Annotated in this window: 26 protein-coding genes; 10 read left to right on the top strand and 16 right to left on the bottom strand. The window is 73.4% G+C overall.

Translation table 11 applies throughout. The features are described 5' to 3' along the window. Positions 1-45 precede the first annotated feature (45 nt). A complete protein-coding gene (locus H0S67_RS09995) occupies positions 46-1,452 on the top strand; it encodes a DUF2252 domain-containing protein (RefSeq protein WP_180936453.1) in 1,407 nt (468 codons plus the stop codon). Between the two features lie 30 nt (positions 1,453-1,482). On the opposite strand, the gene H0S67_RS09990 is transcribed toward H0S67_RS09995, so the two are convergent. Continuing rightward, positions 1,483-2,697 (bottom strand): hypothetical protein, encoded by a 1,215-nt coding sequence (locus H0S67_RS09990; RefSeq protein WP_219635606.1) that lies wholly within the window; start codon positions 2,695-2,697, stop codon positions 1,483-1,485. Between the two features lie 355 nt (positions 2,698-3,052). Here H0S67_RS09990 and speB point away from each other — a divergent pair, with 355 nt between their 5' ends. Both speB and H0S67_RS09980 read left to right on the top strand, forming a co-directional pair. Further along, positions 3,053-4,021 carry an agmatinase gene (gene speB / locus H0S67_RS09985; RefSeq protein ID WP_180936452.1) on the top strand — a complete coding sequence of 323 codons (969 nt, stop codon included), beginning with the start codon at positions 3,053-3,055 and terminating at the stop codon, positions 4,019-4,021. Between the two features lie 68 nt (positions 4,022-4,089). After that, a complete protein-coding gene (locus H0S67_RS09980) occupies positions 4,090-4,614 on the top strand; it encodes an RDD family protein (protein WP_180936451.1) in 525 nt (174 codons plus the stop codon). On the opposite strand, the gene H0S67_RS09975 is transcribed toward H0S67_RS09980, so the two are convergent. Beyond that, complete coding sequence (locus H0S67_RS09975; protein WP_180936450.1) at positions 4,530-5,144, bottom strand: hypothetical protein; 615 nt, start codon at positions 5,142-5,144, stop codon at positions 4,530-4,532. The genes H0S67_RS09980 and H0S67_RS09975 overlap by 85 nt on opposite strands. Before the next feature lie 107 nt (positions 5,145-5,251). On the opposite strand from H0S67_RS09975, the gene H0S67_RS09970 reads away from it, so the two are divergent. Both H0S67_RS09970 and H0S67_RS24910 read left to right on the top strand, forming a co-directional pair. Further along, entirely contained in the window at positions 5,252-6,271 is a 1,020-nt protein-coding gene (locus H0S67_RS09970; protein WP_180936449.1) for a 5'-3' exonuclease, read from the top strand. Positions 6,272-6,468: 197 nt separating this feature from the next. Beyond that, a complete protein-coding gene (locus H0S67_RS24910; protein ID WP_180936448.1) occupies positions 6,469-7,026 on the top strand; it encodes a helix-turn-helix transcriptional regulator in 558 nt (185 codons plus the stop codon). Here H0S67_RS24910 and H0S67_RS09960 read toward each other — a convergent pair. From H0S67_RS09960 to H0S67_RS09935, 6 genes are all read right to left on the bottom strand, one after another. Beyond that, positions 7,007-8,419: a toll/interleukin-1 receptor domain-containing protein gene (locus H0S67_RS09960; protein ID WP_180936447.1), complete on the bottom strand. Its 1,413-nt coding sequence runs from the start codon at positions 8,417-8,419 to the stop codon at positions 7,007-7,009. The genes H0S67_RS24910 and H0S67_RS09960 overlap by 20 nt on opposite strands. A gap of 10 nt (positions 8,420-8,429) precedes the next feature. Continuing rightward, positions 8,430-9,320: a DUF4231 domain-containing protein gene (locus H0S67_RS09955; protein ID WP_180936446.1), complete on the bottom strand. Its 891-nt coding sequence runs from the start codon at positions 9,318-9,320 to the stop codon at positions 8,430-8,432. A gap of 90 nt (positions 9,321-9,410) precedes the next feature. Beyond that, the gene (locus H0S67_RS09950; RefSeq protein WP_180936445.1) at positions 9,411-10,391 is read right to left on the bottom strand and encodes a patatin-like phospholipase family protein; all 981 of its coding nucleotides are present in this window, start codon (positions 10,389-10,391) and stop codon (positions 9,411-9,413) included. Then, on the bottom strand, positions 10,388-10,981 hold the full coding sequence (locus tag H0S67_RS09945) for a GAF domain-containing protein (RefSeq protein WP_180936444.1): 594 nt from the start codon (positions 10,979-10,981) through the stop codon (positions 10,388-10,390). The genes H0S67_RS09950 and H0S67_RS09945 overlap by 4 nt, the downstream gene beginning before the upstream one ends. Positions 10,982-11,138: 157 nt before the next feature. After that, positions 11,139-11,666: a COG4315 family predicted lipoprotein gene (locus H0S67_RS09940; RefSeq protein ID WP_180936443.1), complete on the bottom strand. Its 528-nt coding sequence runs from the start codon at positions 11,664-11,666 to the stop codon at positions 11,139-11,141. A 99-nt stretch (positions 11,667-11,765) separates the two neighbouring features. Beyond that, entirely contained in the window at positions 11,766-12,239 is a 474-nt protein-coding gene (locus tag H0S67_RS09935; RefSeq protein ID WP_180936442.1) for a hypothetical protein, read from the bottom strand. Between the two features lie 385 nt (positions 12,240-12,624). Here H0S67_RS09935 and H0S67_RS09930 point away from each other — a divergent pair, with 385 nt between their 5' ends. Continuing rightward, positions 12,625-13,353, top strand: coding sequence for a response regulator transcription factor (locus H0S67_RS09930; RefSeq protein WP_180936441.1), 729 nt, complete (start codon positions 12,625-12,627; stop codon positions 13,351-13,353). 46 nt (positions 13,354-13,399) lie between these two features. Here the strand turns inward: H0S67_RS09930 and H0S67_RS09925 are convergent, their stop codons facing one another. After that, entirely contained in the window at positions 13,400-13,753 is a 354-nt protein-coding gene (locus tag H0S67_RS09925) for a hypothetical protein (protein WP_180936440.1), read from the bottom strand. Positions 13,754-13,928: 175 nt separating this feature from the next. Between H0S67_RS09925 and H0S67_RS09920 the strand changes: the two genes are divergently transcribed. From H0S67_RS09920 to H0S67_RS09910, 4 genes are read left to right on the top strand one after another with little or no spacing between them, the layout of a single operon-like run. Continuing rightward, a complete protein-coding gene (locus tag H0S67_RS09920; RefSeq protein ID WP_180936439.1) occupies positions 13,929-14,456 on the top strand; it encodes a DUF2231 domain-containing protein in 528 nt (175 codons plus the stop codon). Between the two features lie 39 nt (positions 14,457-14,495). Further along, positions 14,496-15,053, top strand: coding sequence for a response regulator transcription factor (locus tag H0S67_RS09915; protein ID WP_246355269.1), 558 nt, complete (start codon positions 14,496-14,498; stop codon positions 15,051-15,053). Next, the gene (locus tag H0S67_RS24905; protein WP_246355268.1) at positions 14,962-15,159 is read left to right on the top strand and encodes a helix-turn-helix domain-containing protein; all 198 of its coding nucleotides are present in this window, start codon (positions 14,962-14,964) and stop codon (positions 15,157-15,159) included. Before H0S67_RS09915 ends, H0S67_RS24905 begins: the two co-directional genes overlap by 92 nt. Next, a complete protein-coding gene (locus tag H0S67_RS09910) occupies positions 15,156-16,478 on the top strand; it encodes a sensor histidine kinase (RefSeq protein ID WP_180936438.1) in 1,323 nt (440 codons plus the stop codon). Before H0S67_RS24905 ends, H0S67_RS09910 begins: the two co-directional genes overlap by 4 nt. Positions 16,479-16,496: 18 nt before the next feature. On the opposite strand, the gene H0S67_RS09905 is transcribed toward H0S67_RS09910, so the two are convergent. The 7 genes from H0S67_RS09905 to H0S67_RS09875 form a co-directional block, all read right to left on the bottom strand. After that, positions 16,497-17,279: an isocitrate lyase/PEP mutase family protein gene (locus tag H0S67_RS09905; protein WP_180936437.1), complete on the bottom strand. Its 783-nt coding sequence runs from the start codon at positions 17,277-17,279 to the stop codon at positions 16,497-16,499. A gap of 34 nt (positions 17,280-17,313) precedes the next feature. Beyond that, positions 17,314-18,207 (bottom strand): hypothetical protein, encoded by an 894-nt coding sequence (locus H0S67_RS09900; RefSeq protein WP_246355267.1) that lies wholly within the window; start codon positions 18,205-18,207, stop codon positions 17,314-17,316. Positions 18,208-18,252: 45 nt separating this feature from the next. Then, positions 18,253-18,675 (bottom strand): ATP-binding protein, encoded by a 423-nt coding sequence (locus tag H0S67_RS09895; RefSeq protein ID WP_219635605.1) that lies wholly within the window; start codon positions 18,673-18,675, stop codon positions 18,253-18,255. Next, positions 18,672-18,959, bottom strand: coding sequence for a methanogen output domain 1-containing protein (locus H0S67_RS09890; RefSeq protein ID WP_180936436.1), 288 nt, complete (start codon positions 18,957-18,959; stop codon positions 18,672-18,674). The genes H0S67_RS09895 and H0S67_RS09890 overlap by 4 nt, the downstream gene beginning before the upstream one ends. Continuing rightward, positions 18,956-19,561 carry a hypothetical protein gene (locus H0S67_RS09885; protein ID WP_180936435.1) on the bottom strand — a complete coding sequence of 202 codons (606 nt, stop codon included), beginning with the start codon at positions 19,559-19,561 and terminating at the stop codon, positions 18,956-18,958. Before H0S67_RS09885 ends, H0S67_RS09890 begins: the two co-directional genes overlap by 4 nt. 144 nt (positions 19,562-19,705) lie before the next feature. Then, positions 19,706-22,696, bottom strand: coding sequence for a bifunctional [glutamine synthetase] adenylyltransferase/[glutamine synthetase]-adenylyl-L-tyrosine phosphorylase (locus H0S67_RS09880; protein ID WP_246355266.1), 2,991 nt, complete (start codon positions 22,694-22,696; stop codon positions 19,706-19,708). A gap of 13 nt (positions 22,697-22,709) precedes the next feature. Next, entirely contained in the window at positions 22,710-23,441 is a 732-nt protein-coding gene (locus H0S67_RS09875; protein WP_180936433.1) for a type 1 glutamine amidotransferase, read from the bottom strand. Between the last annotated feature and the right edge of the window lie 4 nt (positions 23,442-23,445).

Below are 23,445 nucleotides of genomic sequence, written 5' to 3'. Positions count from 1 at the left end.
GGACTCGGCAGGCCGCTCCACCGGCTCCCACGACCGGAGGTCCGCATGACCGGACACGCGATGGCGAGACTCCAGCCCGGCGAGTCGACCGAGCGCGGTCGGGCGGCGAGGGCATGGTCGCCGCGATCGGCGCACGGTGACTGGGCACCTGCGCCCGGGCGGCCCGACCCGGTCGAGGTCCTGCGGGCCCAGGCCGCCACCCGGGTTCCCGAGCTGGTGCCGATCCGCTACGGGCGGATGCTCGCCTCGCCGTTCGCCTTCTACCGTGGCGCCGCGGCCGTCATGGCGGCCGACCTCGCCGGCACCCCGGACTCCCACGTCGCCGTCCAGGCGTGCGGCGACGCCCACATCTCCAACTTCGGCGGGTTCGCGGCTGCGGATCGCCGACTCGTCTTCGGCCCCAACGACTTCGACGAGACGCTCCCCGGGCCGTGGGAGTGGGACGTCAAGCGGATGGCCGCCAGCGTCGAGATCGCGGGGCGCGACGTCGGGCTGCCCGCGAAGCGCCGGCGCAGGCTCGTGACCGACTGCGTGCGCGAGTACCGCGACGGCATGCACGGCTTCGCGGGCGAGAGCCACCTCGACGTCTGGTACGACCGGCTCAGCGCGAGCGAGCTGGTCGAGCGCTTCGGTGGGCGCCTGGGCAAGAAGGGCCGGATCCTGTTCGAGAAGCCGTTCGCGCGGGCACGCCGGAAGAACAGCGTGCGGGCGGTCACGAAGCTCACGGAGCGCGTCGGCGGCCGCCTGCGCTTCCGCAGCGTCCCACCGCTGCTCGTCCCGCTGCGCGAGCTGATGAAGGGATCCTCCACCCACGAGGAGGAGCGCTACGCCCGCGAGCTGATGGCGGCGTACGCCGCGAGCCTCGATGACGAGCGGCGGTTCCTCTTCCGGACCTACGAGTTCGTCGACATGGCACGCAAGGTGGTCGGAGTGGGCAGCGTCGGCACCCGCGCCTGGATCTTCCTCCTCGTGGGGCGCGGCGGAAGGGACCCGCTGGTCCTCCAGGCCAAGGAGGCCCAGGCCTCGGTGCTCGAGCCCTACCTCGGGGCGAGCGAGTTCCCCAGCCACGGCGAGCGGGTGGTCCGTGGCCAGCGGATCACCAACGCCGCGAGCGACATCTTCCTCGGCTGGCTGGGAGCGCAGGGCCTCGACGGCAAGCAGCACGACTTCTACGTCCGCCAGCTCTGGGACTGGAAGGCGTCCATGGACCTGTCCACGATGTCGCAGTCGGGGCTGCACGCCTACACCCGTGCCTGCGGCTGGTCCCTGGCCCGGGCCCACGCCCGCTCCGGCGACCGGCTGGCGATCGCGGCGTACCTCGGCCGCGGCCACGGATTCGACCGGGCGATCGCCCGCTTCTCCGCGGCCTACGCCGACCAGAACGAGCTCGACCACCAGCGTCTCGCCGACGCCGTCGCCGCGGGCGAGGTCCCCGCCGAGCTCGGCGTCTGACCACACGAGCCCGCGCTGCTGAGTCGAGGCTCAGCTCCGGGAGGCGCCGTAGCCGAGCAGCGCGGCCAGGCCGAGGGCGCTGCGGGGCGCGTACGCCGAGCGCCACAGCCCGCCGTGCACGGCGGCGTGGGCCTCGTCCTCCCAGGGGTGCGCGTGCGTCGGGCCGCCTCCGGTGTTCAGGTCGTGCACGAGGAGCGCCGCCATCAGCACGTTGGCGGTGGCGGGCTCGAAGACCTCGACGCCGAAGCGGTGGGCGCCGGCGTACGCCGCGGCGAGGGCCCGGTTCTTGACGACCGACCGGGTGCGGGTCGGCGGTGCGACGTTGAGCGAGACCGTGGCCCCGGCATCGCGGGCGACAGCGGCACGCCACCGCTGCAGCCGCTTGGCCAGGGCGTAGTTGGGCCCCTGCTGCGGGACCAGGCTGTCGTTGATGCCGGGGTCGGCGTCCGGGACGTACGCCCGGCGCAGCAACCGGCCCGCGCTGGCGGCGCGCAGCGGCCGGCCGAGCAGGCGAGCCCCGCGGGACCGGTTCTCGTAGTTGCGGGTGGCCTGCTCGACGGCCTCGTGCGGGACGACGAACACGTCCGTGGGGGTGGCCAGGAACGCCAGCGCGAGGTCGTCGCGGGCCTCCTGCAACCGCGTGGTGAGCGCGTCGACGGCCGTCGACAGGCGGACGTTGGTGGCGCCGTCGGCGTAGACGTAGTTGCCGAGGACCAGCGGGCCCGGAAGGTCGCCGAGCCAGCCGGCCACCGCGGGAGCGTCGGTGACCAAGTCGGCCCCGGCACGGCGCTCGAGGGAGTCCGATCCACCGGGGCGGGTGGGGACCAGCAGCGTCCCGGCTCCCGCCGCCGCTGTCTGCGTGAGGCGCTCCCAGAGCTCGGGGCGGGGCAGGTCGACGGCGGCCACCCGCGCGCCCCATCGGAGCAGCGCCTGCAGAGGCCCCATCTCGGCAGCGGCTCCGAGGACGGCGACCGTGCGGCCGTCGAGGCTCAACCAGTCGGGGTTCGCCATCACCGCGCGTACGGCGTCGGCGGCCGACGGCTCGAGCACGCCGGACAGGACCCAGCTGTCGAGACGGTCGTGCAGGGCATCCCCGCGCAGCCGCCGCCCGTGGAACGGCAGTGACAGCTCGTGCTCGGGCGAGGCGGTCCCGGTCACCTCCTCGGTCCCGAGACGCTGCTGCGGATCCGAGGCCGCCCACTCCGCGAGCGTGCGGTCGTCGCCGTCCGCGTCGACGACCGTCATCCGGGAGCGGAGCGAGTCGAGGCCCGCGGTCGCGATGCCGAGGCTCGCGTCCCTCGACGCCAGCCCGGCCTCGACGAGGCGACGGAAGTGCAGGAGGTAGCCCGACGCCAGCTGGTCTCCTGCTCGGCATGCCGCGCGCCGGTGGGATCGCAGGTGCGCAGGGCGTCGGCGACGACGGCCCGTCCCACCGACGTGGTGCTGCGCCTGCCGTCGCCGGACAGGGGGAAGACGACTCCGTGCTGGTCGGGGCTCATCGGGTCATCATGCTCCCGCCGGCGCGCGTGTCCGTGGAGGCCGGAGGCGGTAGCGTCGCCCACGCCTGCTGTGGCGAGTCGAGACGTCCCCGAGGAGCGCCGTGGAACAGTCCCCTGTCGGACCGGTCGACGCGACCGTGGTCCCGCGCTTCGCCGGCCCCGCCACCTTCGCCCGGCTCCCCTCCCTCGACGCTGTCGGCCACGCCGACGTCGCGGTGGTCGGGGTGCCGTTCGACTCCGGGGTCTCCTACCGGCCCGGGGCGCGGTTCGGGCCGGCGCACATCCGGCAGTCCTCGCGGCTGCTGCGTCCCTACAACCCCGCCCAGGACGTGTCGCCGTTCGCCGCGCAGCAGGTCGCCGACGCCGGGGACATCGCCGCGAATCCCTTCGACATCCACGACGCCGTCCGCGCCGTCGAGGCCGGTGCGGACCAGCTGCTCGACCGTGCCGACCGGTTGCTCACGCTCGGGGGCGACCACACCATCGCGCTGCCGCTGCTGCGTTCGGTGCACAAGCGCCACGGACCCGTGGCAGTCCTGCACTTCGACGCCCACCTCGACACCTGGGACACCTACTTCGGCGAGCCCTACACCCACGGGACGCCGTTCCGACGGGCCTCCGAGGAGGGCCTCATCGACCGCGACCGGTCCCTCCACGTCGGGATCCGCGGTCCGCTGTACGCCGCGGGCGACCTCGCGGACACCGAGGAGCTGGGCTACGGCGTCATCGCGTGCACCGACTACGACCGGCTCGGCCTGGACGGGGTCGTCACGGCCATGCGCGCGCGGCTCGGCGCCGGAGCGGTCTACGTGTCGGTCGACATCGATGTCGTGGATCCCGGCATGGCCCCGGGCACCGGCACCCCCGAGGCGGGCGGCCTGACCTCCCGGGAGCTGCTCGCCACGCTGCGCGGACTGTCCGGGCTCGACGTGGTCGGCGCCGACATCGTCGAGGTCGCCCCGGCCTACGACCACGCGGAGGTCACCGGCATCGCCGCCTCGCACGTCGCCTACGAGCTGCTCTCGGTGATGGTCCGCCGCCCCGGTCACATCACCCCCGACGGAGGATGACCCCGCCGTCACCCGTCCCTACCGTGGAGGAGCCGCCCGCCGCCGGGGCCGTCGCTCCTGGAGGGACCATGACGAACGAAGGCACGACCCCGCACCGGACCAGCCCGCCTGACCCGTTCCCCCGGGAGCGGCTGAGCAGCGACCCCTACGGCCTGCCGCCCCGCGAGCCGAACCCGTACGCCTCCTGGTTCAAGCGGGTCGTGGCCTTCCTCATCGACGGCCTCCTCGTCACGGTCGCGTACTTCCCGGCGTTCATCGGCGCCATCGTCTCCGCCTCCGGCGGCAGCAACGCGGCGAGCACGACCCTGGTCGTGATCGGCGCGCTCCTGGCCCTGGCCGTCTTCGTCTGGAACACGTGCCTGCGCGCCGGCCGGACCGGCTACTCCATCGGCAAGGGCGTCCTGGGCATCAAGCTCGTCGGGGACGACTCCGGCACCACGATCGGCCCCGGTCGGGCGTTCGTGCGCTACCTCCTGCACATCGTCGACGTGCTCCCGCTGTACCTGGGCTACCTGTGGCCGCTCTGGGACCCGAAGCGCCAGACCTTCTCCGACAAGCTCATGCACACGGTGGTCCGCAACGAGCCCCAGTGACCTTGGACCAGTGACCTCGAGACAGTGACCTCAAGCCGCCTCGGCGCCGGCGGGCGCCGGGACGACGTACCAGGCGGAGCTCGTCGCGGACCCTGAGCCGGATGCGGTGCTCCCGCTGCTGTCGGAGCCGCCCGGCCCACCCGGTGCGCCGAAGCCCTGGCCTTCGCCGTCGTCGTCGTGCGGGAGGCCGCCTGGCGAACCCCGGGCCCGAGCTGGCCGGGACCCGTGTCCCCGTGCGAGGCGGTGGCCCTCCCGATCGCGAAGCCACCGACGCCCACGGCCGCCAGGGCGACCACCGCGGCCGCGCTGCCGGCCGCCCACTTCGCGCCGGTCGGCGCCTCGCGGAGGCGGTCCCTCAGCGGCGGCTTCTGCGCCAGCGCCGGCTGACCGGCGCCGGGGTCGAGGTCGGGGCGTTCCTGGACCACGGTCCCGCCGCCGGGCTCGGCAGGCGCCCGGGCACCCCCCTGCGGGTCGGTGCCGGCCGGGTGGGCGTTCTCCCAGCGGTTGCCGCTGTCGGTGATGTCGTTCACGGTGTCTCCTTCAGGCTGTCGTCGAGGAGAACACTCGGCCGCTGCGCTGAGCGACAGGTCGGACGTCGCTGTCAACCTCCTGTGTGACTAGGGTGAGCCCCACTCCCATGCAGACCTCAGGACTCCCCTCCGCCGAGCGGCCGCTGCTCCTCTCCGTGGACGCCCCCTCGCTCCTCCACCGCAACCACCACGCGCGCGCCGAGACCGAGCTCCGGGACCTCGGTGGCCGGCCCGCGTGGGCGCTGCACGGGATGCTGCGGCAGATCCTGGAGGCGATCGACCAGTTCGCCCCGGACGCGGTCGTCTTCGGCCTGGACGACCGGACCACGTCGGTGCGGGAGCAGGCGTACCCCCTCTACAAGGCGGGCCGGGCCGAGAAGGACCCCGCCCTGGTCGACCAGCTCGAGCGCGCCGGTGCGCTGCTCGACGCCCTCGGCCTGTGCACTGTCACGCCCGCGGGACTGGAGGCCGACGACGTGAACGCGTCCGCGGCGACCTGGGCCGAGCGCTCCGGGTGGAACTGCGTGCTCGTCACCTCCGACCGGGACGCCTTCGCCCACATCAGCGAGCACACCCAGGTGCTGCGCCTGATCAACGGCGGCATCGCCGCCTCGCCCCTCCTCAACCCGGCCCGGCTGCACAGCCTCTACGGCGTCCACGCCGAGCACTACCTGGCGTTCGCCGCGCTCCGGGGCGATGCCAGCGACAACCTGCCCGGCGTGCAGGGCATCGGCGAGAAGACCGCGTCGATCCTGCTCTCCCAGATGGGCTCGATGCCGGCGGTCTGGGCCGACATCGACCACTGCGCCGGCGAGACGCTGGTCGCCACCCTCGACTCCTACTGCGAGGAGATGGGCGTACGCCGGGTGGGGGCCGGGCTGCTCAAGCGCCTCACCGCACCCGGCGCCCGGGAGCGCTACGAGTTCAACCTGTCCCTGATGTCGGGGCGCACCGACCTCGACCTGGGGCTGACCCCCGAGGTCCCCGGCAGCCCCGGGCTGCTCCCCCTCGACGCCGACCGGGTCTCCCGGGTCGTGGGTCACCTCGGGGTCGTGTCGACCACGCAGCTGGCCCTGCGTGTCCTCACCGAGCCGACCGGCTACCAGGCCGCCTCCAGCAGGCGTTAGGGCTCCGCGCCCGAGCCTGCGACTTCCCCGATTTTGGGCGGTTTGACCCCGCGCGCCCGGGGAAGGATCTTCGCCCGACAACGTCTGGTGTTCGCGGATGCATGGGGGAACAGGAGGGATGATCCGTGTCCGTCAGTCCAGTGAGGCTGGCCGTCGCCGGGGCTCGTGACATCGTCACGTGGGGAGTGGAAGCCCTGGTGTCCGATTTCCCGGACCGGCTGCAGATCGTGCCACTCCCCCGCGACGTGTCGGACGTCGAGCCGGACGTCGTCCTGTTCGACGCCATCGCCCTGCACGGCTCCGACGGACACGAGCTCGACCTGCTCGTGAAGGAGTCGGCATCGGCCCTGCTGGTGCTGGCCCGTGAGGGTCGGCCGGACCTCACGACGCTCGCCCTGGCGAGAGGTGCGGATGCGTGGGTCTCGCTGGAGGCACCTGCGGACGAGATGGTCGCCGCCATCGAGGCCGCCGCCGCGTCGTACGACGACGACGCCGACCCGGGCACCGGCAACCCGCCCCGGTTGACGATCCCGGCAGACCTCAGGGAGACCGCGGGCCTCTCGGAGCGGGAGGCCGAGATGCTCGGCTACATCCTGCAGGACCTCCGGAACGCCGAGATCGCGGAGCGCTGCTTCCTCAGCGTGAACTCGGTCAAGACCTACATCCGTGGCGCCTACCGCAAGCTGGGCGTCAACAACCGGGCCCAGGCCGTCCTCTGGTGCGTCCAGCACGGCGTCACCCACGCGCATCGCTGACGCGCGGACGCTTCTCACGCTGACCGGCGCGCACGGCGAGCACCAGGCAGACCACGGCACCGAGCAGCACCACGTCCTGGACAAGGATTCCCCGCACGTGCCGGGGCGTGTGGATCGCAGAGGACCAGGTCAGGCACCGCAGGATCAGGACGTAGACGACCTGCAGGAGCGCTGCGACCCGCAACGTGCGTGCCTGCTCGCGACCGAGCAGCAGCAGCGCGGCAGGAACGCAGATCAACCCGGCGATGAGGACGAAGAGCCACGTTCCGGCGTCGCCGAAGTCGATGGCGCCCGGGGGCAGTCCTGCGGACTTCTTGGCGATCGGCAGGGCGAGGGACCGGAGGACCACCGCGGCAACCATCCAGATCAAGGCGGCGACCATCCGGTCCCATCGGTTGGCGGACGGCCGGGCGCGCAACGCCGGCTCCGCGACCACGACGGCGGCCCCGGCCCCCAGCAGCAGCCCCAGCACCAGCAGGTGCGTCGGCAACGTGGCCAGGTCGGGGGCAGCCGCGAGCACGAGCACCAGCGAGGTCAGCACCCACAGCACAGCCGCTCCGACACAGCCGAGCGTCAGGCCTGGCGCCCGGCGGGCCACCACCAACCCTGCCGCCACGGTCATCGGAGCGATCGGCAGCAACCAGATCAGCGCGCCCGGCCATGCGCCGTCGGGCAGGTTCAGCCTGCTGTCGTGCTCCGGTCCCTGCAGCGCGCTGGTGCGGGCCACGAGGACCAGCAGCGCCAGCACCAGGAGGGCGAGCGCCACCCAGCGCGCGGTCGACATCCGTCCGGTCGCGGCCCGGGCCGGACGTGCCGCGGTGGCGGACGACGCTCCCGCGCCGGCCGTCGCCTGAGGGGTCCCCGAGGACGTGGTCGCCCGGGTCGGCTCGGCCTCCTCCGCCACGTGCGCGATCGCCTCGAGGAGGTGCTCGGCGTCGGGGCGGAACGTCTCGTGCCGCAGCCGCACCGACTGGTGGCGCGACAGCGGCACCAGGGACGGCGGCAGGTCCGGGGTCTTCGGCATCGAGGCGTTGTCCACGAGCACCGGGACCACCCTGGTCCGGTTCCGCAGGCCGGACTCCACCTCGAGCCTCAACCGGTCGGCGGGGTTGTCGATCCGCCGGTTCCCGTCGCGGTCGCGCGCCGTCAGCCACTCGTCGCCGATCAGGACGAGCATGACGACGCAGCTGCTCACGTAGCCGTCGATGGCCTCGACGTAGTCGGTTCCCGGCTCGATGTCCTCGACGTCGACGAAGACCGACCTCTCGCCGAAACGGGTGACGATCATGTCCCGCAGCCGGCCCGCGGCGTGCCCCGTGTCGGCGCGCCGGTAGTTGATGAAGACGCGCACCTGCTGGGTGGGCGTCGCCGTACGACGTGGCCGCTCCGCCATCACTGCCCCCTCAGGTCTTGTCCGCCGACCATCTCGCCATCCAGCCCTTGTTCTGGACCGAGATCACCTGCTCGCAGCGGTCCACCAGCACGTCGGCGCTCGCCTCGTCGCTGGTGTCCGCACCCGCCCACTCCTCGTGGAGCCGGCTCAGCTCGCCGGCGGTGCGGAGGTACTCGACCAGCTGGTACTCCCACCGGGAGGCGGCCACGTGCGAGCTCAGCGCCGCGGTCATCGTGGTCACCACCGCGACCCAGGCCGCCACGTCGAGCCGGAACGTCGCCGCGGTCGCGGCCAGCACCACGCCGACGACGCTGAGCACGAGCTCGGCGCGTCGGGCCCGGGCCAGCCAGCCGGCCAGCTGTCCGGACCGGTTCTCGTACCACCGCACCTGCGGGAGCAGCCGCAGGCTCACGTACGACGACACGTCGGCCACCGCGGGCACCTCCCGGGTCGCCGGCGCCACTCCCGCCGCCGTGTCCACCAGGAGATCGGCGGCCGTGTCCTGCACGGCGTGCGAGCGCGTGGCCAGCACCGCCTCCGGGTCCGGCCCACGGAACGGCTCGACGCCGGCCAGGAACCGGTAGACCTGCGACTTCAGCTCCTCCGCCACCGCCCGCGCGCGGGTCCACCGGCTCACGGCGTCAGCCCCCAGCCGGGCCCGGACCACGGGCACCAGCCCGACGGAGATCCCCGCCGCGAGCAGCAGCACCTTGCCGCTGACCTCGCTGAGCGAGGAGACCTCGGCCGCCAGGGTCGTCAGGGCGGCGGAGGCGATTCCGAGCGCGAGCATCACCAGGCGCAGCCGGTCGATGCGCGCCTTCAACGCGTCGGCAGTCGTGGACCAGACGCTCTGGTGCTGCCAGACCGAGTTGACAAGCTCCCGGGAGCCCGAGTCAGCCATTCTTCGATCGTGACAGTGGACCCCGTCCAGAGATAGGACCTCAGGCCTCTTGCTTCTCTGCTGTCCCGCTCGCCACGCGCGTCGGTGAGGTCAGCGGGGACGGTGCAGTCCGGACGCCGTGAGGAGCGTCCGGATCTCCGGCCGCGCGGCGTAGGCGCCGGCGCCGAGGAACGACTCCTGGACGATCCGGTCCACCCGGTCACGGGCCATGAAGTCGTTGCCCATCGCCGCCAGCTCGGCCCGGCCGGGCCGGAACGTGATCACGGCCGTGCCGCTCTCGCGCAGGGCCCGGGCCTCGCGCCGGGCCAGCCGCGCGGCGTGGCCCCGGGACACGCCGTACAGGTCGGTCAGGAGGCGCACCGGGCCGGACATCGGCGACACGATGATGACGAGGTCGAGCTGGCGCTCCCGCAGGATGGCGGCGTTGGTGGGTGAGTGCGCTCCCCCGTCGACGTAGGTGTGGTCGGCGATCGTCACCGGCGCGAAGTAGCCGGGCACCGCGCAGGACGCGGCGATCGCCAGGTGCAGCGGCGCCGCGGGGGTGCCCGGCCGGCCGAAGACGACCCGACGGCCGTCCCGGCGCCGGACGGCGCAGATCCACAGGTCACGCTTCGGCCAGGACTGTCCCTCCACCTCGCGGAGCATCCCCAGCTGCTCGGCGATGTCGAGACGCCCGGGGGCCAGCAGGGCGAGCCCGGCGGCGAGCGGGCGGAAGGCCCAGGGGCGGACGATCGCGCGCTGCACCATCGCCCGGCCCGGCAGGTCCGGGATCCGGCGCAGCAGGGGAAGCACCCGGAAGGGCTCGAAGGCCGGGATCTCGGAGCCCAGCATGTCGTGCAGCACCTGTCCCTCGTCCGACAGGGGCGCCTGCACGACCCACGCCGCCAGCTCGGAGGCCGGGACCCCCACGCGCAGCAGGGTGCCGGTGATCGAGCCGGCCGAGGTGCCCACGACGACGTCGGCGGTCCGCGGGTCCCAGCCGCAGTCGTGCTCCAGCGCGGCGAGCACACCGGCGTGGTAGGCCTGACCGACGACGCCGCCGGCTCCCAGGACGAGCCCGACCGAGGTCATGCGCCGACCATGGCCCGCGGGCGCGGCCCAGCGACAGGGCCAAGGGCCCCTGTGCCGTTCCCCGTGCCGTTCCCTGTGCCGTTCCTTGGGCCCGTCAGCGGTTGCGGCGGAACGTGGGTGCCCAGGGCGCGTTGTCGAGCCCCCACCCGGTCGATCGCCTCGGCGGCGTGCGCCGCCAGGGCCTCGAGGTTCCGGATCAGGCCCGCGTGCGGGACCCGCCGCACCGACCAGTACACCCCGAGGGCCGCCGACGGCTTCTCCACACCGATCGGGACCACGACCAGGCTGCGCACGAAGGTGGGCCGGTAGGCCTCCATCGGGATCCGCGGGTCGAGGGAGACGTCGGGGACGACGGCGGTGGCGGCGTTCAGCATGGCCCACCCGCTGATGCAGTGGTCCAGCGGGAAGCGCTGCCCCTTCCACAGCGGGGAGATCGCCTCCTCGTCGGCGTAGAAGCAGTCGTCGCCGTCGCGCACGACGAACGTCGCCCCGTCGGCCCCGGTCAGTGCGCGCGCCGCGAACGCGCGATCGCACCCACCTCGGTCACGTCGACGGGCATCACCCAGCGCGCGTTCGGCATCGTCAGCCATGGCACCTCTCCCACCGCGCCCCACGATAGCCCCGGTGCCGTCGACCCGCTCGCATCCCAGACAGTCATCGGTCGGATCGTAGGGAGGACTCCCGCGGGGTGGCGGCCGCGCCGGGGCGGATACCGAAGATGGGGGAGATCCCTGGCCGGCCGGACCGTCAGTAGCCACCCCGCGCACCCGAGGAGCTGCTCGACGAGCTGCTCGACGTCGTCTTCACCCAGGAGCCGTCCGACCCCACGACCCACCACAGGCCGCCCGACAGGTTCTTGCCCTGGCCGTTGGCCTGACCCGGAGCGGAGTCGCCGGCGTAGGTGTACATCGGGTAGCCGTCGACGGTGAGCTGGCTGGACCCGTCCGAGCGCTTGATCGTGCCGAACTTCGCGGTGACGGCCGCCACCGAGCCGTGCGGCATGTCCGAGCCCGGGACCGGGGGCCAGTACACCGCACACGAACCCGTGCACGTGGTGTGCCCGGGGGTGTCGTTGGCGAAGGCGTAGAGCGTCATCCCGCTCGGGTCGACGAGCACCTTGCCCGCCGAGGTGCTCGCCAGGGCGACCGTGCCCGACGTGGAGCTCGAGCTCCCCGACGAGCTCGGTGAGGTGGACGAGCTCGACGAGCTGCTGCCGCCCGATCCACAGGCCGAGATCAGCAGCAGCCCGGCGCCGGCGACGCCGGCGAGTGCCATGGACCGTGACCGCGTGTGCATTGCTTCTCCTTCTGTCGTCCCCGCACCCATGACACGTGTGTCGGCCCGGGTGCGTTCAACGACATCGGGAGCAGCGGCTCAGGGACGGTGCACCGCCACGAGCTCGAACGACTCGTGCCCGCCGGCGACGTCCTCCTCGCTGATGATGCCCACGCCCTTCCCGTAGAACTTCTGCGACACCACCCCGGGCTCGAGGCGCGACCACTCGAAGCCGCGCACGGCGTCGTGGAAGCGCCGGTACGGCGTGCGCACGACAGCGGTCCTCTGCACGATCCAGCCCTGGTCCTCGGCCGAGCCGTGCTGGAACTCCTGGCGGTACGCATCGGTCGGGCGCGGGTCGGCGGGCATGATCAGGCCCGCCTGGGCGCCATCCACCCCCGCCTGCCAGGAGCCCTCGCGGCTCCTCACGTGGCCGTGTCGGTCGTAGGTCGCGGTGTCCTCACCGAAGTACCAGACGTTGCCGTTGTTGTCGCCGGCGTACCAGTCGTGGGTCTTCTCGGCGACGCTGCCGTCGAGACGACGCAGCGTGTCGAGGACGACCCGGGCCCGCACCCCTGGATCGTCTTCGTCCGGTGCGTGACGAGCACCCGCTCGCGGTAGCGCTGCGGGCCGTCGCTCCCCCGCAGCCGGGTGACCAGCCCCGGCTGGAGCGGGTAGTAGGGGTTGCCCGCCGGGTGGGTGAACCGGGACGGGTCGACGCCGGTCGACGCCGTGCGCGCCGGACGGTCTGCACCGTGGGCGGGCAGGGTGGCGGCGACGGCACCGCCGGCGAGGGCCGCCGAGGTGCACAGGGCCGCGATGCTGATGGGCTTCATGTCTCCTCCTCAGGATCAGTCCCGAGCATGACCCGCGGGCGCTGAAGCCCCGCTGAAGTCCGGCAGGACGAAGCAGCGGGAACGGGACCGGAGCAGGGGTGGGTTCTGGCATCATCTGCACCATGTCCACGGCGGCGGGAGAAGACAGGCGAGCTCTCGTCGTCGAGGACGACGAGGACATGCGGTCGCTCATCGAGTTCACGCTGAGCACCCAGGGCTTCCAGGTGATGACGGCCGACACCGGCACGGCCGGGGTCGATGCGGTCCGTGACCACGACCCCGACCTCGTCACGCTCGACCTCGGCCTCCCCGGCATCGACGGCATCGAGGCCTGCCGCCGGATCCGCGAGATCAGCGACGCCTACGTCGTGATGATCACCGCCCGCGACGACGAGGTCGAGAAGCTGATCGGGCTGGAGACCGGGGCCGACGACTACCTGTCCAAGCCGTTCAGCCCCCGCGAGCTGAACGCTCGCGTCAACGCGATGTTCCGCCGGCCGAGGCGCGGACGGGGCGCGGCGTCACCGGCGGCGGACGCAGGCCACGAGGTGCTGCGGCACGGGTCGCTGAAGGTCGACGTCGACGGACGCCGCGCCTTCATCGACGACACCGAGGTCGCGCTGACGCGCACCGAGTTCGACCTGCTCACCGAGCTGATGCGCACACCGGCGCGGGTGTGGACCCGCGAGGCCCTGCTGCGGTCGGTGTGGGACACCGAGTGGGCCACCGACACGCACCTGGTCGAGGTCCACATCGGCAACCTGCGCCGCAAGCTCGGCGAGGGTCGTGACAGCCCACGCTTCATCAGGACGGTCCGCGGCGTGGGCTACCGCATGGAGCAGCCGGCCTGACCGGCCGCTCCCGGCGTTCGGACCAGGCCTCAGCCCGGACTCGACGTCAGCGGGCGAGATAGGCGCCGAGCGCCTGGTCAGCACGCACGGCGGCCGGCCACAGCAACGAGGCCGTGGTCCGCGCCGCGGTCACGTCGTGGTGGCGCACCTCGGTCTCGACCTCGTGCGCGAGGGCAGCCAGCTCGCAGGTGCCGACCGTGGCCGAGGCGACCTTCAGGCTCAGCGCCGCGTCCAGGGCGCCCTCGACGTCGAGTCGCTGGAGCGCGGTCGTGATGCGCGCGACCCGACCCACGAGCATCCGCCGGTAGCGGTTCGCGAAGAGCCAGGTGAAGACACGGTCGTCGACCTCGTACGACAGGCGGCGCAGCGCCGCCTCGTCGAATGTCGCGAGGTCGGACATTGGGGTCTCCTGGGACGGTGGCGCTCACCTGACGGCTCCAGCCTGTCGGACCGTGCTCAAGGCTCGGGCGGCCACTTGCGCAAGGAATCCTCAAGTGCCGCACCGACGCGCAATCAGGTTGGTTGCAGGTAGCGTCGGGAAGGATGTGGGCGTCCCCCTTTCGTGAGGAGAGCTCGTGTTCGACCTGATCAACGGTCTGCCCATCCACCCGCTCGTCGTCCATGCGGTCGTGGTGCTGCTGCCCCTGGCGGCGCTCGGCACCATCGCCATCGCGGTCCGGCCCGCCTGGCGGCACCGGTACGGCGTGCTGGTCGTCGTCGCTGCCGCCCTGTCGTGCGTCCTGACACCGGTGGCGACGTCGAGCGGCGAGGCCCTCGAGAAGCACGTGGGCGACCCGGGTCAGCACGCACAGCTCGGCGACCAGCTGATCTGGTTCGAGATCCCGCTGCTCGTGCTGGCGGTCGTGCTGGTGTGGCTCGACCGTCGTCACCGGGCCGCCGCTGCCGTCACCGAGCCGTCCCACGCCGCGGGCGGCTCCTCGCCGGCCGTGTCGTCGACGGCCGTGAAGGTCGTGGCCGCCCTCGCCGTGGTCGCCGCGCTGGCGACCAGCGTGCAGGTCTTCCGCGTGGGTGACTCCGGCGCCCGCGCCGCCTGGGGTGACCAGGTCTCCTCCTCCAGCGCGGGGAGCAGCAACGGCAACTGAGAGGCGGCCCGCCCGGGCCGCAGGACGAGGAGGAGGCCCGTGGTCACGGTAGGCCTCTGCGAGGACGACCCCGCCATCCGGCGCGTCGTCACGCAGGCGCTGGAGCTCACGGGTCACTCCGTCGTCTCCGCCCACAACGGGACGGAGGCGCTGCAACGGTTCGGCGCCGACGCCGTGCTCGACGCGATCATCCTCGACATCGGCCTGCCCGACGCCGACGGCCGCGACGTGTGCCAGGCGCTCAGGTCGGCGGGACAGTCCGCACCGGTGCTGTTCCTCACCGCCCTCGGTGCCGTCCACGACCGGCTCTCCGGGTTCAGCGCCGGTGCCGACGACTACCTGCCCAAGCCCTTCGACGTGAAGGAGCTCATCGCTCGCGTCGACGCCCTGTCCCGGCGGGGGCCGACCGGCCGCCGAGCCGGTCGGCGAGCTGGTGCTCGACCCGGCTCGGCACTCACTGCGCCACGGGGACGCGGAGGTGCTCCTGACCCCGACCGAGTTCCGGATGCTGGCCGCGATCACCTCCCGCCCGGGGGAGGTCGTCCGGCGCCAGGTCGTCGTCGCCGCGGCCTGGCCCGACGGGGCCCGTGTCAGTGAGAACACCGTGGACTCCTACATCCGGCGGATCCGCGCGAAGCTCAAGGAGCTCGACTCCCCCGTCACTCTGCGCACCGTGCGCGGCGTCGGCTTCACACTCAGGTGAGAGCGCCCCGCTGGCTCGCGACCAGCTTCCGCTCCCAGCTCGTGCTCACCACCATGGCCCTCACGGCCGTCGGCATGGTGCTGGTCACCCTGGGTCTGCAGCTGATCCTGCACCGCATCATCGAGGGCAACCTCGACCAGGTCCTCCACGACCGGGCCGACTCGGTCACCGCCGTTGTCGACTCGAGCCCGAGCGGGCACCTGAAGGTCCCCGACGACGTCCTCGAGCCCGGCGTCCTCGTCTTCGGCGACCACGGTGACGTGGTCGCCGGTACGGCGTGGCCCAAGGCCCGCTACCAGATGAAGCAGCTCGCCACGGTGACGTCGCCACGCACCGTGGCCGTCGGCGAGAAGTACCGGCTCTACGCCACCCCGTTCACCACCGAGTCGGGGTTGCGTGGCGTGGTCGTGGTCAGCGAGTCGCGGCACGCCTACGAGGAGGCCGAGCTCTACATCATGCTCACCAGCCTGCTCGTCGGCGTCCTGGTGGTGGTCGCCGTCGGGCTGGTGGCACGCCTGGTGACGTCGCGCGCTCTCGCGCCGGTGGCGCAGATGGCCGAGCGGGCCACCGACTGGAGCGAGCACGACCTCGGTCGCCGCTTCGAGCTGGGCCCGCCGACCAACGAGATCTCCGCCCTCGGCGCGACCCTCGACGGGCTGCTGGAACGGGTGGCGATGACGATCCGCGCCGAGCAGCGGCTCACCGCCGAGCTCGCCCACGAGCTGCGCACCCCCCTCGCCGCGATCCAGGGCTCTGCGGACCTCGCGCTGCTGCGCGGCGGGCTGTCGGAGGACGCCCGCGTCGACCTCGAGCAGATCGCGGCGTCGTCCCGGGTGATGGCCGCCGAGACGATCACGACGCTGCTGGAGCTGGCCCGCAGCGCCGGTGAGTCGCCCGAGAGCGCCACCTGCCGGCTCTCCGACGTCCTGGACGCGGTGGTCCCGCTCGTGCCCGACGAGCTGGTCCTCGACAACCGGGTGACCGACGCGGCTTCGCTGCGGCTGGCGGCCCCGCGCGACCTCGTGGTCCGCGCCGTGTCCCCCGTGACGGAGAACGCCGTGCGCCACGCCCGCTCGCGCGTGTGCCTCGAGGCCGTCGCGACGGCGACGTCGGTCGAGCTCCGGATCGGCGACGACGGCCCCGGGGTGCAGGAGTCGGTGCGCGACACGCTGTTCGCGCCGGGCATCGCCGGGCCCGGGGGTGGCACCGGCCTCGGGCTCGGCATCTCCCGCCGGGTGGCTCGTTCGATCGGCGGCGACGTGGAGCTCGCCGACGGGGACGGAGGAGCCGTCTTCGTGGTCCGGCTCCCCCGCCTGTGAGACCTGCCCTACGACCGGTCAGTTGAGGATGCGCATCGTCGGGGGCACGCCGCCGCCGCGGTGGACCTCCTCGACCAGCTCCTGCAGCGCGGTGAGCGCGACGTTCTGCGCCATCGGCCCGTAGGAGACGCGGGCGACGCCGAGCTCCTCGAGCCGTGCCAGCGCGGGCGTGCCGGGTATGCCGATCATCGTGAGGCGCTGCGGACCGAAGGCCTCGACCAGGGTGGCGACCTGGGCCTCGTCCAGCCGGGCCGGCACGAACACCACGGGCGCGCCGGCGTCGAGGAACGCCTTGCCGCGCTCGACCGCGTCCTTCAGGGACTCGGCCGGGTCACGGTCACGGGCTCGGGCGAAGGCGTCGGTCCGGGCGTTGAGCACGAAGTCGACGCCCTCCTGCTCGGCGACCTTCATCATCTTCTCGACGTTGGCGGCGGCCTCCTTCACCGGACGCAGCTGGTCCTCGATGTTGGCGCCGACCACGCCGATGCCGATGGCGCGACGGATGGTCTCGGCGGGGTCGCCGTACCCTCCCTCGAGGTCTGCCGTCACCGGGAGGTCGGTCGCGGAGACGATCCGGCCGACCATCTCCAGCATCAGGTCGAGCGGGATGTTCTCGCCGTCCTCGTAGCCGAAGGTGGCGGCGATCGAGTGGCTCGCGGTCGCCAGGGCGGCGGTGCCCTCGACGGCGGCGACGGTGGTGGCGCTGACGACGTCCCAGACGTTGACGACGGTCAGCAGCTTCGGGTCACGGTGGAGGCGGAGCAGCTCGGCGCCCCGCAGAGAGGTTGCTTGGTCAGCCATGGTCCCGAATCTAGCGGGCGTGCCGTCGTCCACCTCACGTCGCGAACCCGGCGTGCACGTGGTCGTGGTGGGTGGCGTCGGAGAAGTACTGCGGCGCCGGGCCGAGCAGGTACGGACCGCCCACGTTGTAGGAGCCTTCAGCGGCCGCCGCCCGCATGTAGCCGGTCACCAGCCGCTCCGGGGTGCCGGGATCGACGACAGGGTGCCCGTCGATCCGCCAGGTGTCGAACGCCCGTGCCTGCGGGTGGTCGCTGAGCCGGTCCGTGCCGAAGACGTGGATCGGGTGGCCCGACCTGACGACACTGACCCCGATCCGGTAGCTCCTCGACAGCCCGAGCATCGCGGTGAGCACGCTGTCGTGGACCTGGCCCGAGGCGATGTCGGCGCGCGCCGCGGGCGGCAGGTCGATCCGGTGGCTGGCCAGCACCCGGCGGGCGGCCGGTGTGTGGCCCGCCGGTGGCCCTGGCCTCGAGGGGTGGATGGCTGTCACCCGCCAGGCGGGCCCGGGTCCGCGCGAGAGGCGTACGTCGAACGTGTGACCGTCTGTCGTCACCCGGCCGTGCGAGAGCCGCCACGAACGGCACACGACGAGCACGCTGGCGGTGTCGTCGAGGATCCCGCCGTACTGCGCATCGATCACCCGGACTGCGGTCGTCGTGGACCTGCCGTGTCGTTCGACCGTCCGCACCGCGGCCAGCTTGCAGGCCGGGTCGACGTCCGCAGGGCTCGGGACCCAGCGACGCGCCCTCGGCAGACGCACGTCCGGGGTGTCATGCGGGGTCGTGCCGGGCGTTACGTCCGGGGTCGACGAGCCCGAGCTCGCGACGGGGCCGGGAGCGGACGAGTCCGTGCACCCCGCGAGCGCGATCGCGCCCAGCGCCACCAGGAAGCCCCGGCGCCCGGCGGGCTGACTCATCGGGCCGGTCACGGCACCAGTGTCGCTCGCACGGAACGACCCGGCGCCACCTCCGGCTCAGCCGGGTCGCAGCTGGTCGCGCCACAGCGGGTGCGAGGCGTCGTACGCCAGCATCTTGACCATGTGCACCACCGTCCCGGCCTGGGGCTCGTTGGTGAAGGCGAGGTTGTCGACGAGCGCCTGCATGAGGATCAAGCCCCGGCCGCTCTCTGCTGTCGGGTGGGCCTCGTCGAGCGCCGCCGAGTCGTCGAAGCCGCCGCCGTGGTCGACCACGGTGATCGCGCAGCGGTCGGCGGCGAGCTCGACCTGCACCTCGTAGGAGTCGGTGTCGGCGGCGTGGTCGATCACGTTCGCGCAGGCCTCGGAGATCGCCAGCTGCACGTCGTCGATGTCGTCGTCGGCGACCCCGAAGGCACGCAGCGCCTGCGCCGCGAGCCGTCGCACGACCGGGACGCTGACGGTCTCCCGGGGCAGGTTCACCGACAGGTCAGCCGCGGCACGCTGCCGTTCGCCGGTCCGGTCACGGGCGGCCACTGGTGCCGCTCGCCGCGGAGGTCGTCCGGCGAGCCCAGCCACACCTGAAGGTGGCACTCGTCGTCGCCGGCCGCGATCCGCTCGGGCGCGGCCACGGTGGCCGCGCCGTTCACCCGTGCGCCGAGCCGACCGGCCAGGCCCGTCGTGACGTGGCAGAGGGCATCGTTGCCGCCGACACCGCTGCCGAACGGACACCGGCCCACGGCGACCTCGACGACCTCGTCGGTCACCGCGAGGACCTCCAGGTCGCTGCCGAGGGCCCGATGGGTCTCGGCGAGCATCCGGCGACGCCCGCCGCGTCCGTGGGCGGGCTGTCGGCCGCCACCTGGTCGGCCAGTGCGGCGCCGGCCAGGGACGCCTGCTGGGCCGGCTTCGCGCTGGGGTGGTCGGCCGCGGCGCGGGACAGGGCCACCGCCACGGTGGCGATCCCGTCGCGCTGCGGGTGGGAGTCGATCGGGGTCATCGGCGGCGGCCCCTCGGCGAAGGGCTCCAGCACTGCGGGCTCGACCTCGAGCTCCAGCCGCACGACCGACTCGCCGGTGGCGGCGGCCAGCCGGTGGCGGTCCTTCGCCGGCACCGTGGGGCCCGGCGGAATGTCGCCGGCATCCTTCACCGGGCTCAGCTCCACCACGGGCCGGTCGGTGTGCCAGGCCAGGTGCAGGCGCAGCAGGTCCCACCCGTCCGCGCCCAGGCTCTCGACCACGGCACGCACCGAGGCCACGGCCTGGTCCACGCCGCGGTCGGAGCCGGCGTGCCGTCGCAGGTGGGCGTCGAGCAGCGACATGGTCTGCTCGGCCGACCGCGAGCGCTGCCTGTCGATGAGCCAGTCCATGGTGCCGCCCGTCAGAGATCGTTGCCGCGAGAAAGCCCGGTCCAGCAACGGTTCCCGTTCCTGCCCACGGCAAACCGCGGCGAGGCCGGACCTGCGTCACAGCCCGCCACCGACGCCGGCTCGGCCCGGTTCGGCCCGGCTGGGCTACTCCCAGAAGACCTTGTCGACGACGGCGCGGGCGTGCCGGGTGATCCGCAGGTAGTCGTTGACCATCGTGTCGGAGGCGCCGGGCGGGTAGCCGAGGATGGTCGCGACGGCGGCCTTCTCCCGAGGGTCGCGCGGGAGCTGGTCGCCGGGCTTGCCGCGCACCAGCGTGACCGCGTTCCGGATCCGGCTCACCGTGCGCCAGGCGTGGGCCAGCTCTACGGCGTCGTCCTCCTCGACCAGCCCGGCGGCCCGTGCCGCGTCGAGGGCCTCGAGGGTCCGTGAGGTGCGCAGGCCCGGGACGTGCCCGGCGTACCGCATCTGCAGGAGCTGGACGGTCCACTCGATGTCGGCGAGCCCGCCGCGCCCGAGCTTGAGGTGGGTCTGGGGGTCGGCGCCGCGAGGCAGCCGTTCCTGGTCGACCCGCGCCTTGATCCGGCGCACCTCGAGCACGTCGTCGGGGGAGATCCCCTCCTCGGGGAAGCGCAGCGGGTCGATCAGCGTCTCGAACCGTCGGCGCAGCTCGAGGTCCCCGACCACGGCGTCGGCACGGAGCAGCGCCTGCGACTCCCAGACCTTGGACCACTTGGCGTAGTAGGCGGCGTACGCGTCGAGGGTCCGCACCAGCGCGCCCTGCTTGCCCTCGGGGCGCAGGTCGGCGTCGACCTGGAGCGCCGGGTCGGCGCCCGGCAGCGAGAGCAGCCGGCGCAGCTCGTTGGCCACGGCGGTGGCGTACGACGACGCCGCCTGCGGGTCGGCGCCCGGCTCCGGGTCGTGGACGAACAGCACGTCGGCGTCGCTGCCGTAGGACAGCTCGAAGCCGCCGTAGCGCCCCATCGCCACGACAGCCATCCGCGTCGGGGCGTCCTCGAAGCCACGCTGCTCGCGCACCGAGCGGCCGGCGACACCCAGGGTCGCCTCCAGGGTGGCGTCGGTCAGCCGGGAGAGCCCCGCACCCACGTCCGCCACGTCGATCAGCCCCAGCAGGTCGCCCGCGGCGATCCGGAAGAGCTCGCGGCGGCGGATGGCCCGGACGGCCCGCACCGCCTTCTCGGGATCGACCTGCCGGCGCGACGAGGCGAGCATCTCCTCGGTCAGCGCCTCGGCCGAGAGCGGCACCAGGTCCTCCCCCAGCATCCGCACGCCCTGCGGCTCGCGCTCGAGCAGGCTGGTGGCGTAGCGCGACGTGGCGAGCAGCCGGGCCAGCCGCTCGGCGACCTGCCCCTCGTCCCGCAGGGTCTTGAGGTACCACGGGCTCTCGCCGAGCGACTCGCTGATCCGACGGAAGCCGAAGAGGCCGGCGTCGGGGTCGGGCGCGTCCGCGAACCACTCGAGCATCGCCGGCAGGAGCGTGCGCTGGATGTTCGCGGTCCGCGAGACACCGGTGGTCAGGGCCTCGAGGTGGCGCAGTGCCGCCTTGGGGTCGAGGTAGCCCAGGGCCGCCAGGCGCTCGCCGGCGGCCTCCAGGGACAGGCGGGCCTCGGTGCCGGGGAGCTTGGCGACCGCCGCGAGCAGCGGCCGGTAGAAGAGCTTCTCGTGGAGCCGGCGCACCTCGAGGCGGTGGTGCTGCCAGGCCTTGTCCAGCGACCCGACCGGGTCCTTGAACAGCCCCATACTGCGCCCGAGCCGGCGCAGCGACTCCTCGTCGGCGGGCACGACGTGCGTGCGCCGCAGCTGGAAGAGCTGGATCCGGTGCTCGAGCGTGCGCAGGAAGCAGTACGCGTCGTGCAGCGCCTCGCCGTCCTCGCGACCGACGTAGCCGCCGCGCGTGAGCTCGGCCAGGGCACTGAGCGTCGCCGGCGGACGGATCTGCCGATCGGCCCGACCGTGGACCAGCTGCAGCAGCTGGACGGCGAACTCGACGTCGCGCAGCCCGCCCGAGCCGAGCTTGAGCTGCCGCTCGGCCTCGCGCGGTGGGATCTGGTCGATGACGCGGCGGCGCATGGCCTGGGTGTCGGCGACGAAGCCCTCACGTTCGGCGGCCGTCCACACCATGGGCGAGACGGTGTCGAGGTACTCGTGCCCCAGGGCGAGGTCGCCGGCCACGGGCCGCGCCTTGAGCAGGGCCTGGAACTCCCAGGTCTTGGCCCAGCGCTCGTAGTAGCCGCGGTGGCTGGCCAGCGTCCGCACCAGCGGACCGGACTTCCCCTCGGGGCGCAGCGCGGCGTCGACCGGCCAGATGGTGCCCTCGGAGGTGTGGTCGGAGCACACCCGGATCAGGTGGCTGGCCAGCTGGGTGGCGACGCGGGTGGCCGCGCCCAGGTCGGGCTCGGCGTCGCCGCCACCGTCCGTGGGCTCGAACACGAAGATCACGTCGACGTCGGAGACGTAGTTCAGCTCGTGGCCCCCGCACTTGCCCATCGCCACGACCGCGAGCCGGGCCAGGCCCGAGTCGGGGCCGACACGTTGGCGGGCCACGGCGAGCGCGGCCTCGAGCGTGCCGGCGGCCAGGTCGGATAGCTCCGCAGCGGCGTCGTCGAGCCCGAGGTCGTGGGCGAGGTCGCGGGCCGCCAGCCGCAGCAGGGCGCGGCGGTACTCCACCCGGAGCGCGTCCACCGCCTCGTCGTCGGGGATCGTCGCGGTGGGCTCGTCCGCCTCCGGGTCGGCGCCCACCGCTCGCAGCAGGTCGGCCCGCAGGGCGTACGCCGCCGGCCGCGTCGAGCCCATCAACGGGTCGGTGAGCTCGCGCCAGTGCTCGGGGTGCCGGACCAGGTGGTCGGCGAGGGCCTGGCTGGCGCCGAGGACGCAGAGCAGCCGCATCGCGGTGCCCTCGTCGTCGACGATCTCCTCCAGCAGCTCGGCGGGGTCCTCGACCACCTCCAGCAGGCGCACCAGCGACGCGACGGCCAGGTCGGGGTCGGCACTGCGGGCGAGCAGGGCCAGCAACGGGTCGGCGGCGGTGTCGAGGCGGGACAGCGCGGCCAGGGACGCGTCCGGGTCGTGGAACCCGAGGCGCAGCAGGGTCCCCTTGGTGGTGGCCGGCCTGCTCACGAGCGGTCCGCGCTCATCCGCGGCGCCCGTGGCGTCGACGCACGAGGGCCGCGAAGCCGGCCGCGAGCGGCCGCCAGGCATCGTCGAGCTCGGCCCGGGCACCGGCGATGTCACCGAGCAGCGCGTCCTGGTCGATCCCCCGCGCCTCGTGCGACCCGCGGTCGGACTCCGCCCACGGGCGCAGCACCTCGACGTCGACCTCGGGGTGCAGCTGCACTCCCCACACGGTCGGCGCGAAGCGGGCCGCCTGCACCTCTCCGGCGCCGGTCGCGGCCAGCAGCGTCGCGCCGTCGGGCAGCCGGGTGACCACGTCGTCGTTCCACTGCACACCTCGGCGGGGACTGGCCAGCGGCCCGACCAGCTCGTCGTCGAGGGCGGCATCGGTCCACGCCACCTCGAGCAGGCCGAGCTGCTGTCCCCTCGGGTTGCGGCCCACGGTCCCGCCCAGGGCGACGGCGATCAGCTGGTGGCCCAGGCAGATGCCCAGGGTGGGCAGCCCGGTCGACACTGCGTCACGGACACGCTCCTTCACCGGGGTGAGCCAGGCGTGCTTCGCGTCGTCGTCGGCCCCCATCGGCCCGCCGAGCACCAGGAAGCCGTCGTACGCCGCGAGCGCGGGCACGTCGTCGCCGGCCCAGGGTCGGCACACCTCGAGGGCGCAGCCGGCCTCGGCCAGCCAGTCACCGACCAGGGCAGGGGGGCACTTGTCCTCGTGCTCGATGACGAGCACGGTCGCTTCGCTCACGCTG

Source organism: Nocardioides ungokensis (assembly GCF_013466985.1).
Taxonomy (GTDB): Bacteria; Actinomycetota; Actinomycetes; order Propionibacteriales; family Nocardioidaceae; genus Nocardioides; species Nocardioides ungokensis.
The sequence above is the reverse complement of the archived record's forward strand: the minus strand, read 5'-3'. Positions and strand labels throughout refer to the sequence as shown.

What these genes read in the sequence shown, in the direction of transcription:
- H0S67_RS09995 (WP_180936453.1), top strand. Translation starts at nt 46, where the DNA reads ATGACCGGACACGCGATGGCGAGACTCCAGCCCGGCGAGTCGACCGAG.
- H0S67_RS09950 (WP_180936445.1), bottom strand. Translation starts at nt 10,391, where the DNA reads ATGACCTCGGTCGGGCTCGTCCTGGGAGCCGGCGGCGTCGTCGGTCAG.
- H0S67_RS24905 (WP_246355268.1), top strand. Translation starts at nt 14,962, where the DNA reads ATGCTGGCCGCGATCACCTCCCGCCCGGGGGAGGTCGTCCGGCGCCAG.
- H0S67_RS09930 (WP_180936441.1), top strand. Translation starts at nt 12,625, where the DNA reads ATGTCCACGGCGGCGGGAGAAGACAGGCGAGCTCTCGTCGTCGAGGAC.
- H0S67_RS09990 (WP_219635606.1), bottom strand. Translation starts at nt 2,697, where the DNA reads ATGACGGTCGTCGACGCGGACGGCGACGACCGCACGCTCGCGGAGTGG.
- H0S67_RS09885 (WP_180936435.1), bottom strand. Translation starts at nt 19,561, where the DNA reads ATGGACTGGCTCATCGACAGGCAGCGCTCGCGGTCGGCCGAGCAGACC.
- H0S67_RS09940 (WP_180936443.1), bottom strand. Translation starts at nt 11,666, where the DNA reads ATGGCACTCGCCGGCGTCGCCGGCGCCGGGCTGCTGCTGATCTCGGCC.
- H0S67_RS09955 (WP_180936446.1), bottom strand. Translation starts at nt 9,320, where the DNA reads ATGGCTGACTCGGGCTCCCGGGAGCTTGTCAACTCGGTCTGGCAGCAC.
- H0S67_RS09980 (WP_180936451.1), top strand. Translation starts at nt 4,090, where the DNA reads ATGACGAACGAAGGCACGACCCCGCACCGGACCAGCCCGCCTGACCCG.
- H0S67_RS09960 (WP_180936447.1), bottom strand. Translation starts at nt 8,419, where the DNA reads ATGGCGGAGCGGCCACGTCGTACGGCGACGCCCACCCAGCAGGTGCGC.
- H0S67_RS09945 (WP_180936444.1), bottom strand. Translation starts at nt 10,981, where the DNA reads ATGGCTGACGATGCCGAACGCGCGCTGGGTGATGCCCGTCGACGTGAC.
- H0S67_RS09925 (WP_180936440.1), bottom strand. Translation starts at nt 13,753, where the DNA reads ATGTCCGACCTCGCGACATTCGACGAGGCGGCGCTGCGCCGCCTGTCG.
- H0S67_RS09905 (WP_180936437.1), bottom strand. Translation starts at nt 17,279, where the DNA reads ATGGCTGACCAAGCAACCTCTCTGCGGGGCGCCGAGCTGCTCCGCCTC.
- H0S67_RS09970 (WP_180936449.1), top strand. Translation starts at nt 5,252, where the DNA reads ATGCAGACCTCAGGACTCCCCTCCGCCGAGCGGCCGCTGCTCCTCTCC.